The organism is Burkholderia sp. WSM2232, assembly GCF_000472545.1.
Lineage (GTDB): Bacteria > Pseudomonadota > Gammaproteobacteria > Burkholderiales > Burkholderiaceae > Paraburkholderia.
This window is the reverse complement of sequence record NZ_AWZV01000006.1, coordinates 167,944-185,270: the sequence shown is the minus strand read 5'-3', so window position 1 is coordinate 185,270 and position 17,327 is coordinate 167,944. Positions and strand designations below refer to the sequence as shown.

Sequence of the window (17,327 nt, the reverse complement as noted above, 5' to 3'; positions counted from 1 at the left end):
ATTCAGCCGTGATCCGTTGGTACGCGTGTAGCACCGCACAAAGACAACGACTTCACGGAGAGTCCATGCCACGTACCATCCGCGCGCTCGCCGCCTGCGCGTTGCTCAGTTCCCTTGCCGCCTGCGCGCTCGCGCCTCAGCCCGAGCCGGCGCCGCGTCCGAACCCGCAGCAGATTGCCGACAAGCGCCTGCGCCAGGTCGACGGCCGCATCGACAATCTGAGCCGCCGTATCGACAGGCGCGTGAGCCTAGGCTATTACCCGCCCCCGCAGGGCAGCGATCTGCATCATCGGCTGGAGGTAATCCGTCGCGAAGCTCACGACATGGCCGCAAACCACGGCGGCGGCCTGTCCGCCGACGAACAGCGCGTGCTCAACGAGGAATTGGACGGCGCGGCGCGCGCCATCGGGGAATGACGACGCAGGGCTGGACGTCGCCGGATCAGACCTTTATTTGACAAGCCCCCGGGCCTCGCGTAAATTCGCCGCACGCGTCGGGAGAGCGCGCTGGCCGCTGAATTCGCAGGCCGCGCCGCCGAAGGGGCACACCCGCAAACTCTCAGGCAAAAGGACCGAACGCGTCGAAGAACTCCGCCAAAGTATCAGCCACGCAGCACCTGGCAACACCAAGGCGCCGTTTTTCGCACTCTGGAGAGCGGCAGTAGCCGTCTGCACCGCATGCGCCGCATACGGCGCGCAGACCCGGCAAGCTGCCCACCGAAGGGGCGCGCGTTCAACCGCGGCGAATCATCGCCACGGCAGCGCAATCTCTCAGGTATCGAGGACAGAGGGGCCATGCAGCACCACGCTCGCAGCCACAAGGCGCGAGGCGCGGCGCCGCATGGCCTTTTTTGTTTCGCGAGACGCCCGAGGCCCCATGACCGAACTCAAACACACCCCGCTCAACGCCACCCATCGTGCGCTCAATGCCCGCATGGTCGATTTCGGCGGCTGGGACATGCCCGTCAACTACGGCTCGCAGATCGACGAACACCGCGCGGTGCGCACCGACGCGGGCATGTTTGACGTCTCGCACATGTGCGTCGTCGACTTCACCGGCGAGCGCGTGCGCGCCTTCTTCGAATACGCGCTGGCCAACAACGTCGCCAAGCTGCAAACGCCGGGCCGCGCGCTGTACTCGTGCCTGCTGAACCCGGAAGGCGGCGTGATCGACGATCTGATCGTCTATTACTTCGGCGAACAGCATTTCCGCGTGGTGGTCAACGCGGGCACCGCCGACAAAGACATCGCGTGGTTCAATCAGCTGAACGAAGGCGGCTTCGGCCTGACCATCACGCCGCGCCGCGATCTCGCGATTGTCGCCGTGCAGGGGCCGAACGCGCGTGAGAAGTTCTGGCAAACGGTGCCCGCCACGCGCGCCGCCACCGAGGCGCTCAAGCCGTTCAACGCGGCGCGCGTCGAAGGCACCCCGTTCGGCGAACTGACCGTCGCCCGCACTGGCTACACCGGCGAAGACGGCTTCGAGATCATCGTGCCGGCAGATCACGTGGTCGCGCTGTGGAATGCGCTGCAAGCGCAAGGCGTGCGCCCGGCCGGTCTGGGTGCGCGCGACACGCTGCGCCTCGAGGCCGGCATGAACCTGTACGGCCAGGACATGGACGACAACATCTCGCCGCTCGACGCCGGTCTCGCGTGGACCGTCGACCTTTCTTCACCGCGCGAATTCGTCGGCAAGAGCAGGCTGGAAGTCGACGGCTCAAAGGCCGCCTTCGTCGGCCTGATCTTGCGCAAGGAAAACGGCAAGGCCGCGGGCGTGCTGCGCGCGCATCAAAAGGTCGTCACGCCGCACGGCGAAGGCGAAATCACCAGCGGCACATTTTCCCCCACGATGCAGGAATCCATCGCCTTCGCGCGCGTGCCGAAAGGCGTACAGCCGGGCGATACGGTCCACGTGCAGATTCGCGACAAGTCCGTTCCTGCAAGCGTGGTAAAACTGCCGTTCGTGCGCAACGGTAAAGTGCTCGCGGCGGCTTGAGCCGCGGCAGGCAATACCGCGCACGTCCCTTTATTAGCCATTACCGAATCACACCGCATAGGAGCATCCGATGAGCATCCCGGCCGATCTGAAATACACCGAATCGCACGAGTGGGTCCGCACCGAAGCGGACGGCACGCTGACGGTCGGCATTACCGACCACGCGCAGGAAGCGCTCGGCGACATCGTCTTCTTCGAAGTCCAGCAACTGGGCAAAACCGTGACGGCCGGCGACACGGTCGCGGTGATCGAGTCGGTCAAAGCCGCTTCGGACATTTACGCGCCGGTCTCGGGCGAAGTCATCGAGGCGAACAGCGCCGTCGCCGACTCGCCGGATTCGGTCAACAGCACCCCGTACGAGAGCTGGCTCTTCAAGATCAAGCCGGCTGCCGGCGCCACGCAAGATCGCCTGATCGACGCCGACGCGTACACGAAGTCCATCGGCGCCTGAGCGATCTGTCGCTGAGTCATATCTCGTCTAACCGTCAGGTGCGGCGCGCCCTTCGCGTGAGGACAGCCGCACCGCCAGGAACACCATGAAGCTCGAACACCCGGATCGTCTGATGAACCGCACTCCTCTCTCGCTTGCCGCGCTCGAAGTGCATGACGCCTTCGCCGAACGGCACATCGGCCCGGATTCGGCCGACCAGCAGGCCATGCTCGAAGCACTCGGCTTCGCATCGCGCGCGGCGTTGATCGACGCCGTGATTCCGCAGACGATCCGCCGCACCGAGCCGCTGCCGCTCGGTCCCTTCGCGCAGCCCAAGAGCGAAGCGGAAGCGCTCGCAGCATTGCGCGAACTCGCGGACAGGAATCAGGTGTTCCGCTCCTACATTGGGCAAGGCTATTACAACGCGCACACGCCGACCGTGATTCTGCGTAACGTGCTGGAGAATCCGGCGTGGTACACGGCCTACACGCCGTATCAGCCGGAAATCTCGCAAGGCCGGCTGGAAGCGCTGCTGAACTTCCAGCAGATGGTGGTCGATCTGACGGGCCTCGCCATTTCGAACGCCTCGCTGCTCGACGAGGCAACCGCCGCGGCTGAAGCCATGACGCTGCTGCAGCGCGTCGGCAAGCCCACGTCCAACGTGTTCTACGTGGCCGACGACGTGTTGCCGCAAACCATAGAAGTGGTGAAAACGCGCGCCACGCCGGTCGGCATAGAAGTGAAAGTGGGCCCGGCAGACGAAGCTGCGAATGCCAATGCATTCGGCGTGCTGCTGCAGTATCCCGGCGTGAACGGCGACGTGCGCGACTACCGCGCGCTCACCGAAGCGATCCACGCAGCCGGCGGCCACGTGGTAGTCGCCGCCGACCTGCTCGCGCTGACCCTTCTCACGCCGCCCGGCGAATGGGGCGCGGACGTGGCCGTGGGCAATACCCAGCGCTTTGGCGTGCCGGTCGGTTTCGGCGGCCCGCATGCGGCTTACCTCGCGGTGCGCGACGAATTCAAGCGTCAGATGCCGGGCCGTCTGGTCGGCGTGACGGTCGACGCGCAAGGCAACCCCGCGCTGCGTCTTGCGCTGCAAACGCGCGAACAGCATATTCGTCGCGAGAAGGCCACGTCGAACGTGTGTACCGCGCAGGCGCTGCTTGCCATCATGGCCAGCATGTACGCGGTCTATCATGGCCCGCGCGGCCTGAAGACCATCGCGCTGCGCGTGAACCGCATCGCGGCTTTGCTCGCGCAGGGCGCAAAGCAGCTCGGCTACTCGCTCGTCAATGAAACATTCTTCGACACGCTCACGTTCGAAAGCGGCGCGCGCACTGAAGCGCTGCACGACGCGGCCAAAGCGAAGCGCATCAATCTGCGCCGCGTGAGCGATACGCGAGTCGGCGTGTCGATCGACGAAACCACCACGCGCGGCGATCTGGCGGATCTGCTCGCGGTGTTCGCGCAAGCCGCCGGCGTGAGCGAGCTGCCGCAAGTCGACGCGCTCGACGCGGCCTTGACCGCTTCGAACACCGCCTCGGTGCCTCAATCGCTCGAACGCACGAGCGCGTATCTCACGCACCACGTGTTCAACCGACACCATTCCGAAACGGAAATGCTGCGCTATCTGCGCAGCCTCTCCGACAAGGACCTCGCGCTCGACCGTTCGATGATTCCGCTCGGCTCCTGCACGATGAAGCTAAACGCGACTTCGGAAATGCTGCCGGTCACGTGGCCGGAATTCGGCCAGATCCATCCGTTCGCGCCGGCTGAGCAAACCGTCGGCTACCGGGAAATGATCGATCAACTCGAAGCGATGCTGGTCGCCGCTACCGGCTATGCAGCCGTTTCCTTGCAGCCGAACGCCGGCTCGCAAGGCGAGTACGCGGGCCTGTTGATCATCCACGCCTATCACGCGTCGCGCGGCGAAGCGCATCGCAATGTGTGCCTGATTCCCGCGTCGGCGCACGGCACCAACCCGGCGTCGGCGCAGATGGCCGGCATGCAGGTGGTGGTGGTGGCATGCGACGCGCAGGGCAACGTCGACATTGAAGACCTGAAGAAGAAGGCCGATCAGCACGCGGACAAACTCGCGGCGATCATGATCACGTATCCGTCCACGCACGGCGTGTTCGAGGCGAACGTGCGCGAAATTTGCGAGATCGTGCATGCGCGCGGCGGCCAGGTGTATGTGGACGGCGCGAACATGAACGCCATGGTCGGCTTGACGGCGCCGGGCCAGTTCGGCGGCGACGTCTCGCACCTGAACCTGCACAAGACCTTCTGCATTCCGCACGGCGGCGGCGGACCGGGCGTCGGCCCGGTCGCGGTCGGCGCGCACCTCGCGCAGTTCCTGCCCAATCAGATTTCGTCGGGCTACGAACGCGCGCCGAACGGCATTGGCGCTGTGTCCGGTGCACCGTACGGCTCGGCGTCGATCCTGCCGATTTCGTGGATGTATATCGCGATGATGGGCGCAAAGAACCTCACGGCCGCGACCGAAACGGCGATCCTCAATGCGAACTACGTGGCGAAGAAACTGGCGCCGCATTATCCGGTGCTGTACTCCGGCCCCGGCGGCCTCGTCGCGCACGAATGCATTCTGGACCTGCGTCCCATCAAGGAAACGAGCGGCATTACCGTCGACGACGTTGCCAAGCGCCTCGCCGACTACGGCTTCCACGCGCCGACCATGAGCTTCCCGGTGCCGGGCACGCTGATGGTCGAGCCGACCGAATCGGAATCGAAGGAAGAACTCGACCGTTTCATCGAAGCCATGATCGCGATCCGCCAGGAAATTCGCGATGTGGAAGAAGGCCGCGCGGACCGCGAAGACAACCCGCTGAAGCACGCGCCGCACACCGCGGCAGTCGTGATCGCCGACGAGTGGAAGCATGCGTATGCGCGCGAAACCGCCGCGTACCCGCTGCCCACGCTGATCGCGAAGAAGTACTGGCCGCCGGTCGGCCGCGCGGACAACGCGTATGGCGATCGCAACCTGTTCTGCTCGTGCGTGCCGGTCGCCGATTACGAGTGAGCGGTGCCTTTGCCGCGCATCGTCCGTATTGGTAGGCGGGCGCTGCGCGGTTCTGTCGCTTCACGCCGCAAACGGCTAACATCTCACACCGAATCAGCCCAACGAGGAGTTCCGCATGGTGCGAAAGGTGCGATTGATGCAAGGCCCGGCCGAAGCAACGCGAATCCGTAGGAGGCAGGCTTGTGCATGGCTCTTTGCCGGCGCTATCGCCTGGCTGCCGCTGCGGCACGCGCAGGCCGCCATGAATTTCTGTGCGGCCCCGGCGTGGCAAACCAGCGAGCGCACGAACGCCGATCCTGGCGTGAAGGCTTTGGTGAGCAATGTGCAGGCGCATCTGAACGACCCGCCGCATGCCCAGGCCAAACTGCACACGGAAGGCACGCTGCCGCACGAAGGCATTTACGATCAGAGCGTGGAAGCGGAGAAGGACCTCGCGCTGCTGCGCGACGCCGCGCTCGCCTGGCGCGCTACCAGCGACGACCGCTATCTGAAGCTCGTCGACCGTTTGCTTTACGCGTGGGTCACGACCTATCAGCCGAGCTTCAATCCCATCGACGAAACGCATTTCGAAGGCTTGATCCTCGCGTACGACATGACCGCGAGCGCGCTGCCCGTCAAAACGCGCAATGCGTCCATGGCGTTTCTGGCGAAGCTCGCCAACGGCTATATCGGGCAGATCGATGAGCAGCCGCGTCCGCTCAAAGGCAATTACCGGAACAACTGGCAAAGCCACCGCATCAAACTGATTGCAATGGCCGCGTTCACGCTCGATAACCGCAAGATGATCAACGCGGCGCAGCGTCTCTTTGTCGAGCATATCGGCGACAACATCGAGCCGGACGGCTCGACTATTGATTTCGCCGAACGCGACGCGCTGCACTATGTCACGTACGACCTGCAGCCGCTCGTCACGGCCGCGCTCGCGGCGCGTCGTCACAACCGCAACTGGCTGCCGGAGAAGGGGGCGAACGGCGCGTCGCTGCAAGCGGCGCTTAACTGGCTCGCGCCCTATGCGTCCGGCAACAAGACGCATGAGGAATTCGTGCATTCGAGCGTCGCATTCGACGCAAAACGCCGTGAAGCCGGTTTGCCGGGCTATTCAGGTCAGTGGGATCCGAAGAACGCGGCAGAACTGTTTCACCTGGCGGCGCGCCTCGACGGACGCTATACGCCGATCGCGCTGCAACTCGCAGCAACGCCGCCCGCATGGCTTGCCGTGTGTTTGCCCATGACGGCGCGCTAATCCAACATCATCAGCAGGAGCAGTAAATGGCAGTCAGCGTGTTCGATCTCTTCAAAATCGGCATTGGTCCGTCAAGCTCGCATACGGTTGGGCCGATGCGCGCGGCGCTGATGTTCGCGCAAGGGCTCGAACGCGACGGGCTGCTGGCGAACACCGCGTCCGTCAAGGTGGATCTGTACGGCTCGCTCGGCGCGACGGGCAAGGGCCACGGCACGGACCGCGGCGTGATGCTCGGCCTGATGGGCGACGCACCCGACACCGTCAACCCCGACACGATCGGCGAGCGCCTGGAAGCGGTGCGCAGCACACGCAAGCTCGCCTTGCTCGGCACGCATGAGGTGCCGTTCGTGCAGAAAGAACACATTTCCTTCTATCGCCAGGCGCTGCCCGAACACCCGAACGGCCTGAAGCTGCGTGCTTTCGACGGGCAAGGCGAGACGTTGCGCGAGTCGACGTATCTATCCGTGGGCGGCGGCTTCGTGGTGACGGCCGGCGCGCCAAATACCAAGGTGCTGGCGGCCGTGGATCAATTGCCGCATTCGTTTCGCAGCGGCAACGAGTTGCTCGCGCTGTGCGAATCCACCGGCAAAAGCATCGCGCAATTGATGTGGGACAACGAACGCGCGTGGCACACGGAAGAGGAAACACGCGCGGGCCTGCTGAAAATCTGGGACGTGATGCAGTCGTGCGTGGCGCGCGGTTGCGGCATCAATAACCCGGATGCGGACGGCAATTTGCCCGGCCCGTTCCAGGTAAAGCGCCGTGCGCCGCAGCTGTATCGCGCGCTGTCGGGCAACCCCGAGCTGGCGCTGCGCGATCCGCTCTCCATGGTCGACTGGATCAATCTGTACGCCATTGCCGTCAATGAGGAAAACGCCGCGGGCGGGCGCGTCGTCACCGCGCCGACCAACGGCGCCGCCGGCATCATTCCGGCCGTGCTGCATTACTACACGCGCTTCATGCCCGGTGCGAACGAGCAGGGCGTGATCGACTTCCTGATGACGGCGGCAGCCATCGGCATTCTCTACAAGCTGAATGCCTCTATTTCCGGCGCGGAAGTGGGGTGTCAGGGCGAGGTGGGCGTTGCGTGCTCCATGGCTGCGGGCGCGCTCGCGGCGGTGATGGGCGGCACGCCCAGGCAAGTCGAAAACGCAGCGGAGATCGGCATGGAGCACAACCTCGGGCTCACCTGCGATCCGGTTGGCGGCATGGTGCAGATTCCCTGCATCGAGAGAAATGCGATGGCGTCGGTGAAGGCGGTCAACGCGGCGCGCATGGCATTGCGCGGCGACGGCAGCCATTACGTGTCGCTCGATTCCGTCATCAAGACCATGCGCGAAACCGGCGCGGACATGAAAACGAAGTACAAGGAGACGTCACGCGGCGGCCTGGCGGTGAATATCGTCGAATGCTGACCGGTGTTTGTCCGGCGTTTGTCCGCGGTTCGTCCGGTTAAACCGGACATCGGTTGAATGATGTGCAGCACAGGCAAACGCGGGCCCGAGAGCCCGCGTTTTTTGTTTTGCTCATCGCAACACCGACACCTTGCGCGACATCGCATCGCATCGCATTGCGCTGCGCCGTGACACTGCGCGGGCTGTCGGCGTAAGCTGTTGGGGCGCCGGTCGGCAGGCATGCTATCAAGCCGGCGATTCATTGCCCTCACCGCACTCATGCACTCATAGCCTGGAGGCTCCATCGCGATGTCGCTGCCGAATGCTCCCGTTTCCGAATCCGCTGCCGCCCAAACGACCGGCGCGCGCCTGGTCGTCGATGCTTTGCTCACGCACGGTGTCGAGCGTGTTTTCTGCGTCCCCGGCGAGAGCTTTCTCGCGGTGCTCGATTCGCTGCACGATGAAACCGGGCGCATTCAGACAATCGTCTGCCGTCACGAAGCGGCGGCCGCCAACATGGCAGAAGCGGTCGGCAAACTGACCGGCCGCCCGGGCGTGGCGCTCGTCACTCGCGGCCCCGGCGCGACGCATGCGTCCATCGGCGTGCACACTGCGTTTCAGGACTCTACGCCGATGATTCTGCTGATCGGCCAGTGCGCGCGCGAGCACCTCGACCGCGAGGCTTTTCAGGAGATCGACTACCGGCGCATGTTCGGGCAGATGGCAAAGTGGGTGGCGCAGATCGACGATGCGAAGCGCATTCCCGAGTATCTGAGCCACGCGTTTCATACGGCGACTTCGGGGCGGCCCGGGCCCGTGGTGCTGTCCTTGCCTGAAGACGTGCTGAGCGATGCTTGCGCCGCCGTACCGGGCGCGCCCGCTTATCAACGCGTGGCGGCGTCACCCTCGGCCGCGCAGATCGACCGGCTGCGTGAGTTGCTCCAACGCGCGCAGCGACCCATGGTGATCGCGGGCGGCAGCGGCTGGACACCCGCCGCATGTGCGGACCTGCAACGCTTCGTCGAAAACTGGCAATTGCCGATCGGCCTCGCATTCCGCTTCCAGGACACGCTGGATAACGAGCATCCGAATTATGCGGGCGATGTCGGTCTCGGCATCAATCCCGCGCTGGCGCAGCGTATTCGCGACGCCGACCTGCTGCTCGCGCTGGGACCGCGTCTTGGCGAGGCCACGACGAACGGCTACACGCTGCTCGACATTCCGAAGACGAAGCAGACGCTCGTTCACGTGCATCAGGGCGCCGAAGAACTGGGCCGCGTATATGCCGCCGATTTGCCGATCGTTTCGGGCATGCCGGAACTCGCGGCGGCGCTTGCGAGCTTGCAACCTTCTGCGGGCCCGCTCCCATGGGCGGGCGCGGCGCAAGAAGCGCACGGCGCGTATCTCGAATGGCGCAAGCCTCGGCCCATTCCGGGCAACGTGCAAATGGGTGAAGTCATTCAACAGTTGCGCGCGCATCTACCCGACGACGCGATCCTCACCAACGGCGCCGGCAACTACGCGACGTGGCTGCATCGGCACTTTTCGTATCGCCAGTACCGCTCGCAACTTGCACCGACGAGCGGCGCGATGGGTTACGGCGTGCCGGCCGCGATTGCTGCGAAGTCGCTGTATCCGCAGCGTGCGGTGGTCGCGCTGGCCGGCGACGGCTGCTTCATGATGGCCGCGCAGGAACTCGCCACCGCGATGCAATACGACCTGCACGTGCTTTTCATCGTGGTGAATAACAGTCAGTTCGGCACGATCCGCATGCACCAGGAGAGGCATTATCCGCATCGCGTGCATGGCACCGGGCTCACCAATCCGGACTTCGCGGCGTTCGCGCGGTCGTTCGGCGCACATGGTGAGCTTGTCGAGCGCACAGAAGATTTTCTACCGGCGCTGCAGCGTTCGCTGCAAGCAGGGCGCGCCGCGGTGATCGAGATCCGCATGCCGCAGGAGGCGAGCACGCCGGGCGCGACGCTGGAGCAGATTCGCGAGCAGGGGAGAAAGTTGCGCGGAGAGTAGTCGGCTTCACTCGCCAGCACCGGCCCATATGCGTACCGCAGCGCCGCACGCCAGCACGACTACTGCAATGAGATCTATCCAGACGACGCGACGCAAGTACGCATTGACCGGGCCGCCGAGCCATGCGAGGCACAGGAAAGCGCAGACGCTCACGAAAGCGCCGACGAACGCGAGCGGCTGCAACTCAGCATTGAAGGCGGCGTGAAAGACAAACAGGCCAAGCAGCCCAAACAACACCGCGCGATGCCGCATGAGAACCGACAGATTCGGCTCGCCAACCTCGATTCCATAGAGGCTGGCAAGCCGGCGCACGCCCAGCACGCCCGAGAGCGGCAAAAGATGGATTACGGCGGCGAACATCAGCGACGCCGAAACAACTAGCTTCATATAGTCCTCGTCGAATGACTCAGCAGAGCATGCGGCGGCGAACCGCGTGGATTTCCATACGCGGTGCTCGCCCGATTGCCTAGTTTGCGGCGGCGACTGCAGCCGACGGGCCGCTCGCGCCGGCCTCCAGCCATGCCGCGAGCAGCGGGCGTGCGGCCTTGCGGCTGATGGGATGGAACGCAAGACAGCGGCTAATTGCCAATTGCGTCATAAGCTCGCGGTCACGAACGAAGGCAAGGCCGCCTGCGAGCTCCGCTGCCTGCATCGCGCATCGCTCGATAATGCGTTGCACGCCGAAGCGGATCATCAGCACCCGTGCAAGCAGGCTTTCGTTAGGCTCGCACGTCTGCATCAGATGAACCGCGCCGTCCAGCGCCGCCTGCGCCGACTCCAGCTCACCGCCAAGCAGCACGCGCTCGGTCTCGTCAACGCCCGTATCAGCCACAACGCGCTCTGCCATGCCGCTCACCGCGCCGAGGTAACTGGCCGATGCAACGATCTCGAACCAGCACAGACCCAACACTTCGGCGGCCGCCACGACTTGCGCGGTCTCGTTGTCGCCTTCGGCTGCAAGCAGCACCTGATCCGCTGAGACCCTGACCTTGTCGAAGCGCAGCTCGTGGTTATCAGCGGCGGCGAGCAGCGGCACGCTCCAGAACGGCCGCTGCGTGACGCCCGGCTCGCCGGCGGGAAGAACGGCAAGGCCGGTCCGTTTGCCGCCGTCCGGCGTCTTCACCGCAACGCCCACCGTGATGATGTCCATGCAGCCCGACATCGTGCAGGGCTTCTTGCTGCCGTCGATCAGGAAGTCAGCACCATCTGGCGTCATGTAGACCGTGGAGTCGAGGATGCCGGCTCCGCGCCGTCCTTCAGCGAAAGCGGACGCGACAAGCAGGTCGTCATGCGCGACGTCGCGCAACATTCTCTCGCAGCACGGCACATAGTCCGCGAGTGCGTTACAGAAACTCACCGTGAAATTGTGCATGGTCAGCATGAGCGCCATGGACGGCGCGCGTGCCGCCACGGCGCGCTGCATGCGAATGCCGTCATATGGCGAGATTGCCGCACCGCCGAGCGACGACGGCACCCACAGGCGCGGCAACCGGTACCTGCGGATAAGAGCCCTGATAGCCGCAGGTTCTTTGTCTTCCATGACGAGCAGGCCTTGCGCAGCGAGTTCGCCATCCAATCCTGGCGCGTACTGTTCGAGCACGGCGCGGGAATCTTGCAGAAGCATGAGTTTTCCTTTTTTAGTAGGTGATTCGGCTCGAACGGCGCAGCCATCCGAGGTAAAGAGGCAACAAGCCTGCGAGCAGACGGGCCGGAACGCGAGGCGCACGCGGACAGCACCACGGAACCTCGGGCATGGGGCTGAGCCCGGTCAGCGTGCGAGCGAGATCCCGCCCCGCCGACATGGCCAGCGCAATGCCGTGCCCGTTCCACGCTCCGACATGCCAATGGCGGCAGTCCAGATCGAGCGGCGCGACAATTGGCCAGTCGTTGAGCGTGCATCCGAGTAAGCCATGCCAGCGGGCGTCGAACGGTACCGAGCGAAGTGACGGGAAAAACATCGCCAACTGTTCGCTGAGTTCTTCTGCGCAGCGCGCGGCGAGGGGCGAAGCAATAGCGTTATTGGCAGCGAACCGGTAACTACCCCCGATCAGCAGACGTCCGTCAGCGAGAGGGCGCATGAAATTGAAGAGAGGACGCGCATCGAAAATACCTTGCCCATCGGTCCAGCCAATCGAAGCGCGCTCCGCCTCAGAGAGCGGCCGCGTGCGCGCGCCGAACGCAGCGACCGGTATGACGTTGCGCCGCAGCAAACCCAGGTTGCCGATGCCGCTGTCCACCGCCAGGACGACGTGCGACGCCCGAACCGTGCCGCGAGCTGTGACGAGTGCGCTGGTGCTGCGCTCCATGCGGACAATGCGAGTGTTTTCGTGAATGCGAACGCCGTGTGCGAGCGCCGCCCGCTTCAGGCCGACGCACAGTCGCGCGGGATTAAGCGTGCTCGCCGGAAACACAAGCGCGTTGCGAATGCGGTGGGCATCCGGTAGCGACGCGCGCACTGCATCAGCCGAAAGCAACGGCAGGTCGAAGCCCAGTGAAGAGAAAACCTGCGCGCGGTTTTCAAGCTGCAATGCGTCGGTGTCCCGCAACGCGACCTGCCACTGGCCCGCGTGGTGCATCTCGCAGTCGATGGCGAATTCCGCCACGACCTGGCGCACCAACTCAACTGCATCGAGCGAATATTGATGCGCCGCTCTTGCGAACTCAGCTCCGAGCGATCTCACCTGCTTTTCTATCGGCGGGCCGATTCGCGGCGCGCACTGGCCCGAACTCAAGCCGCTCTGCCCATATCCGATGCGACCCGCTTCGAGCACTAGTACATCGAGCCGCGGCGCAAGCAGCTTGAGATGCAAGGCCGTGGACAGTCCCGCGAGACCTCCGCCGACTATCGCAACGTCGCAAGCCGTGTCGCCGGGCGCAGCGGCAGTGAGCTCGTCGATTGGACTGTCGAGCCACACGCTTGTATGAGCAGCCTGAACGACTGGCGGAACGACACGCGCCATCAGATGGCCCTCGTCAGACGCAGGAATTGCCACAATCCCCCGAGCGTGCCGCCTCGCTCGAAGGCAACATACTCAGGCTGAACCAGGTCCGGTGCCCACTTGAGTTTGTATTGCAGTTGCGCCTGCGCGGGGTAGATAAAGCTGCCATGCTGTGCCAGTTGCTGGAAGGCCCACGCCGTCATTCGGCTGAATGCTGGCAACTCATGCGCGGGATTCAGCGACGTCAGCGGCGTAAAACCGAAGTTCAGCATGCGGGCGCCTTCGGCGATAAAGCGCTCGACGGCCGTTACGTTGATCAGTTCCATCACCCCGCTCGGCGCGTCGGGCTTGCGGCGGCTGAGGTCGTGCATCCAGCCGGAGTGCTGACCGAAGCTCGCGGTATAGAGCACATATGCAACCGGTGTGTCGTTCAGCATGGCCACGAAGATCCGCTTGTAGGACCGGTCGAAGTCTGCAGGAGCACCCACCTCGCCTATCAGGAACGCCAGCTCTTTCGCACCTTTTTCTCCGATCCATTCGCGGTCGATAGTTGCGATGGCGTCCCACACAGGCGCCGTGGCCAACAGGTCGGCACCGAGTTCGAGCACGCGCACGCCGCTGCGGCGGGCGCGGGAAATCTTGTTGCGAAGCTTGATGAACGGCGTGCCCGAAAGCTTGAATTGCTCAAGCGTCACGCTATACGAAGCGCCGATCTGATTAACGCTGAACCCGCGGCTCACAAACAGCTCCGCGTCGCCGCGCAGCAACTGCACCGCGACAACTTTGCGGCGCTCGCGGCACGCCCATTGCAAAAACCGATCGAGCAATGCGGCGCGCTTGTCGGGTGCCGCGGTAATCCCCGCGACCATCACCACATGCGCCCGCCCCGCGAACCGATAGGCGATCATGCCGCCGATATCCGGCACTTGAAATCGTGAGGTGTGCCGGTTCATTGCCAGAAGGGCGGACGGATGATCAGCGTATGTCCGCAGCGTGTCCAACGCTTGTTCAGGCGCGGTAGGGGCTGACGTGGTCACGCAAAGCTCAGGCTGCATCTGCGCCTCCTCTCTCGTGCGCGACACTTTGTGCATAGCTTGTTTTGAATGCCGCGAAGTCGGGATGCAACGCAGGCTCGAAGCTCAGCCCGAACGGCTTCAGAAAATTGCCAAATATCGCCCGGTCGCCGCACAGGTGAATGGGAATGGCCAGCAGGGCCCATTCGGGCTCGACAAACCAGGCCCACGCCGCTGCGACGAAAAGACCTGATAGAGCGCTGTGCGCAACGTTGTACAGAACGTAGAAACGACGCGCGATTCTTCCATACTGACGCCGGTGTGCGACGGCGCCTGGCAGATAACCGATCAGGTCGATATATAGAAACAGGAACGCGAACGCCCACCAGCGAATCTGTGTCCAGTGCGCGACGAGCAACCCGACGCATATGGTGAGCGCGGCCAGGTACTCGAGGCGGATCAGTCTGTACGTCACCGGCGTCTCAAAGAGGTTGTGGTGATCCATCGGGTCCTCGTCAGGCCGTCTGCTGCACTAGCGCCGCTAACTTCTGATGTGCCGCGATCACCAGCTTCGTCAGCAGGCTCTGCGAGTCTGCATCCAGGTACCGTACGAACGACGCCTGCATGGAGGGCCTCGCGAGCATCCGCAGATACCACGCGCGGACGTTCGGCACTTCCTCAAAAGTCATCATGTCGCCCAGTCCCACGTGTTCGGCGCGCATGACATAGGGCAGTGCCGCAAAGTCGGCAAGACTGCATGTGGAGCCGGCGAGCCACGCGTGTGCGTCGCCGAGTTGCGCCTCCATGCGCCTGAAGAACGCGCGATACTGGCCAACACAGTGCTTCAGCTCCGGCGCGTCGAGACCATGCTCGAGCACGCTCGCGCGCCAGGCACGAACCTTCGCATCGGGGATCGCCTGCAACAAAGCGCTCACGACCTCATGTGGCTGTTCGAGCAGCAAAGGCCGCGCGAGCACGGCATACGTCACCACGCCAGACGCATGATGCAATTCGCGATCTATCCACTGATTCCATTGGCGCGCCACATAGCGATCCGGTGCGGCGGCAGGCATTAGCGGATGCTGTGCAAAAGCCTCGTCGAGGTACTCGCAGATCAACCACGAGTCAGTCAGCACGCGTCCGTCGTGCTCGAGGACGGGAACCTCGGCGCGGGCGTTGAGTTGGAGAAAGTCCGCCGAAAGATGCTCCCCCGCAAGGAGGTCGATGAGTCTGTCGTTCCATTCCAGCTGCTTTTCGGCAAGCGCGAGCCGGACCTTTTGTGAAGCAACTGAAAACGGCGAGTGATGAAGTGTCAGCACGGTGTATCTCTCCGAAATTACCAGACGAGTGGAAGGAGGCGTTTTACGCGGCGGCTATAGCTGAGATACTCGTCGCCGAAGGTGTGCAGCATCAGTTGTTCTTCGTACCCGATGCGCCTCACGAACGCGACCAGCAGAAGGAAGCCAGCCAGCGCCGCGGCAAGCGGGGCGTGCATGGCAAGAAGAATTCCGACGTAAAGGAACCACGCTCCGGTGTAGCTCGGATGACGCATCAGACGATAAGGTCCGCTCGACACGACCTGCTGTCCCCTCTGGACCCGAACGTGCCAGGTAAAAAACCGTCCTAGGGCCGCCACAGCCCATGCGCGCAACAACGCCCCGGCAATCGCGACGCCAAACGCGCCAACCGCGAACGCGTCCCATGCCATGCTCTCGGGGTAGCGCAGTGTCAAAGACTCGACCATGCCCGCGAGCAGGGTCAGGTAGACCGTCCACACGAGCTGCTTTGCCGTGCCTCGATCTTCGGGCGGCGCATCATGATCGAGTGGGCTATACGCTGGCTGCGTCAGCGAGGCGAGCATGCCTGCCATGGCGACCGCCCAGAGTTTCGACGAGAGAAGCGCCTGCGGCTGAAGCAGCAAAGCCGGCAGCGCGAAGATCAACGCGACGGCGGCGAGACCGGTGAGGAACTTGCGGATCATGTCGGGCTCCTCTTACGCTGTAGCCGGCAGCGTTTGCAGTCCACGGAATACCACCGTGCCCGGCAGCCAACGTGGCTCCTCGATATCTGGCTGGAGGTTTGGCAGATGCTCAAAAATGGCTCGCAGAGCTACCTCGGCCTCCACTTGCCCCAGGTGCGCGCCGAGGCAGTAATGTGGGCCGCCGCCAAAAGAGAGCGGGTGGTTGCCGGTGCGCGTCACGTCGAAGCGGTCAGCGTCTGGCCACGCCGCTGCGTCGCGGTTGGCCGACGCGAGAATGCAAAGGATCGTCTCGCCGGATCGGATGGACGCCCCGGCAACCTCGACGTCTTCGCGAGCCTGCCGGGGCGTCATCTGAACGGCAGAGTCGTAGCGCACCATCTCGCTTACGGCGCGAGGCAGCAGCGTCAGGTCGTTCCGGAGCGCATGCAGTTGCTCAGGGTTGCGGTAGAGCGCGAGAAGACCGTTGCCAATCGTGTTCACCGTGGTTTCCTGACCGCCCACGAACATCATCCGCAGGTTGTCCACGGCCTCCGCTCGTGTGATCAAACCGGCGTTTTCGGCCGCGGCAAGTTGAGAGGTAAGGTCATCGCCCGGGTGCTGTCGGCGCAGTTCGAGCAGCCATTCAAAATATTGGCGAGCCTCGTTGACAGCTTCGTTCTGCTCGAACATCTCAAGCGGGCTCAAGGGCGCAGGCTCCAGGGCGCGCGAACCGTTGGCCTTGCGCTGGCAGAACTTCTGCCAGTCTTCTTTCGGAACGCCGATCATGTGACAGATCACTGCACTAGGAAGCGGAAAGGCGAGATCGAGCATCACGTCGAAGGTGGGCTTCTTACGTGCCGCTTCGATGAGCTCGTACATAACCGACAACATGAACGGACGCATCGCCTCGATCCGTCGAGGCAAAAAGGACCGCGCCACGACTTCGCGCAGGCGTAGATGATCGCGGCCGTCTTTCATCACCATCATGTTGCGCGCGGACGAATACACCGGCTGTTCAACAATGCCCGCGCCGAGACGGTGCGCGAGATTTTCGAAGTAAAAATAGCCGCGGCCGAAACGGGCGTCCTTCAGCATGAACGCTACCTCGGCATACCTGCTCGCTATCCATACGCCGTGCGGCGACCGGTACATCGGCGCGTGCTCGCGCAGTTGCGCATAGACGCGGTAGGGATCGCGCACATGAGCGGGATGGGGGACAAGCGGGTCGAACGCCGGCGCGAAGGCAGCCGGCTGCATCAGGGACATAGACATCAAAACCTCC

At 63.8% G+C, this 17,327-nt stretch carries 15 protein-coding genes and 2 riboswitches; of the genes, 7 read left to right on the top strand and 8 right to left on the bottom strand.

Features of this window, described 5'->3' with window-relative positions; genetic code table 11:
• The first annotated feature begins 65 nt into the window (after positions 1-65).
• The 7 genes from F757_RS0106105 to F757_RS0106075 all read left to right on the top strand — a co-directional run bounded on the left by F757_RS0106105 (position 66) and on the right by F757_RS0106075 (position 10,133).
• A complete protein-coding gene (locus F757_RS0106105) occupies positions 66-416 on the top strand; it encodes a hypothetical protein (RefSeq protein WP_027210637.1) in 351 nt (116 codons plus the stop codon).
• 69 nt (positions 417-485) lie between these two features.
• Positions 486-584, top strand: a riboswitch (glycine riboswitch).
• Positions 585-637: 53 nt separating this feature from the next.
• Positions 638-797, top strand: a riboswitch (glycine riboswitch).
• Positions 798-876: 79 nt separating this feature from the next.
• Positions 877-1,995, top strand: a complete 1,119-nt coding sequence (gene gcvT, locus F757_RS0106100; RefSeq protein ID WP_027210636.1) for a glycine cleavage system aminomethyltransferase GcvT — start codon at positions 877-879, stop codon at positions 1,993-1,995.
• 70 nt (positions 1,996-2,065) lie between these two features.
• The gene (gene gcvH / locus F757_RS0106095) at positions 2,066-2,446 is read left to right on the top strand and encodes a glycine cleavage system protein GcvH (RefSeq protein ID WP_013340913.1); all 381 of its coding nucleotides are present in this window, start codon (positions 2,066-2,068) and stop codon (positions 2,444-2,446) included.
• A gap of 85 nt (positions 2,447-2,531) precedes the next feature.
• On the top strand, positions 2,532-5,468 hold the full coding sequence (gene gcvP / locus F757_RS0106090; RefSeq protein ID WP_027210635.1) for an aminomethyl-transferring glycine dehydrogenase: 2,937 nt from the start codon (positions 2,532-2,534) through the stop codon (positions 5,466-5,468).
• 115 nt (positions 5,469-5,583) lie between these two features.
• On the top strand, positions 5,584-6,711 hold the full coding sequence (locus tag F757_RS0106085) for an alginate lyase family protein (protein WP_027210634.1): 1,128 nt from the start codon (positions 5,584-5,586) through the stop codon (positions 6,709-6,711).
• Between the two features lie 26 nt (positions 6,712-6,737).
• A complete protein-coding gene (locus F757_RS0106080) occupies positions 6,738-8,126 on the top strand; it encodes an L-serine ammonia-lyase (protein WP_027210633.1) in 1,389 nt (462 codons plus the stop codon).
• Between the two features lie 288 nt (positions 8,127-8,414).
• A complete protein-coding gene (locus F757_RS0106075) occupies positions 8,415-10,133 on the top strand; it encodes a thiamine pyrophosphate-binding protein (protein WP_027210632.1) in 1,719 nt (572 codons plus the stop codon).
• 6 nt (positions 10,134-10,139) lie between these two features.
• On the opposite strand, the gene F757_RS0106070 is transcribed toward F757_RS0106075, so the two are convergent.
• The 8 genes from F757_RS0106070 to F757_RS0106035 all read right to left on the bottom strand — a co-directional run bounded on the left by F757_RS0106070 (position 10,140) and on the right by F757_RS0106035 (position 17,311).
• A complete protein-coding gene (locus tag F757_RS0106070; RefSeq protein WP_013590037.1) occupies positions 10,140-10,520 on the bottom strand; it encodes a hypothetical protein in 381 nt (126 codons plus the stop codon).
• 79 nt (positions 10,521-10,599) lie between these two features.
• On the bottom strand, positions 10,600-11,757 hold the full coding sequence (locus tag F757_RS0106065) for an acyl-CoA dehydrogenase family protein (RefSeq protein ID WP_027210631.1): 1,158 nt from the start codon (positions 11,755-11,757) through the stop codon (positions 10,600-10,602).
• A 13-nt stretch (positions 11,758-11,770) separates the two neighbouring features.
• Entirely contained in the window at positions 11,771-13,093 is a 1,323-nt protein-coding gene (locus tag F757_RS0106060; RefSeq protein ID WP_027210630.1) for an NAD(P)/FAD-dependent oxidoreductase, read from the bottom strand.
• Entirely contained in the window at positions 13,093-14,127 is a 1,035-nt protein-coding gene (locus F757_RS0106055) for a DUF2156 domain-containing protein (protein ID WP_027210629.1), read from the bottom strand. The genes F757_RS0106060 and F757_RS0106055 overlap by 1 nt, the downstream gene beginning before the upstream one ends.
• A complete protein-coding gene (locus tag F757_RS0106050) occupies positions 14,117-14,590 on the bottom strand; it encodes a membrane protein (protein WP_027210628.1) in 474 nt (157 codons plus the stop codon). Before F757_RS0106050 ends, F757_RS0106055 begins: the two co-directional genes overlap by 11 nt.
• A gap of 10 nt (positions 14,591-14,600) precedes the next feature.
• A complete protein-coding gene (locus F757_RS0106045) occupies positions 14,601-15,404 on the bottom strand; it encodes a glutathione S-transferase family protein (RefSeq protein WP_027210627.1) in 804 nt (267 codons plus the stop codon).
• A gap of 17 nt (positions 15,405-15,421) precedes the next feature.
• On the bottom strand, positions 15,422-16,066 hold the full coding sequence (locus F757_RS0106040; RefSeq protein WP_027210626.1) for a methyltransferase family protein: 645 nt from the start codon (positions 16,064-16,066) through the stop codon (positions 15,422-15,424).
• Between the two features lie 12 nt (positions 16,067-16,078).
• Positions 16,079-17,311 (bottom strand): cytochrome P450, encoded by a 1,233-nt coding sequence (locus tag F757_RS0106035; RefSeq protein WP_035466369.1) that lies wholly within the window; start codon positions 17,309-17,311, stop codon positions 16,079-16,081.
• Between the last annotated feature and the right edge of the window lie 16 nt (positions 17,312-17,327).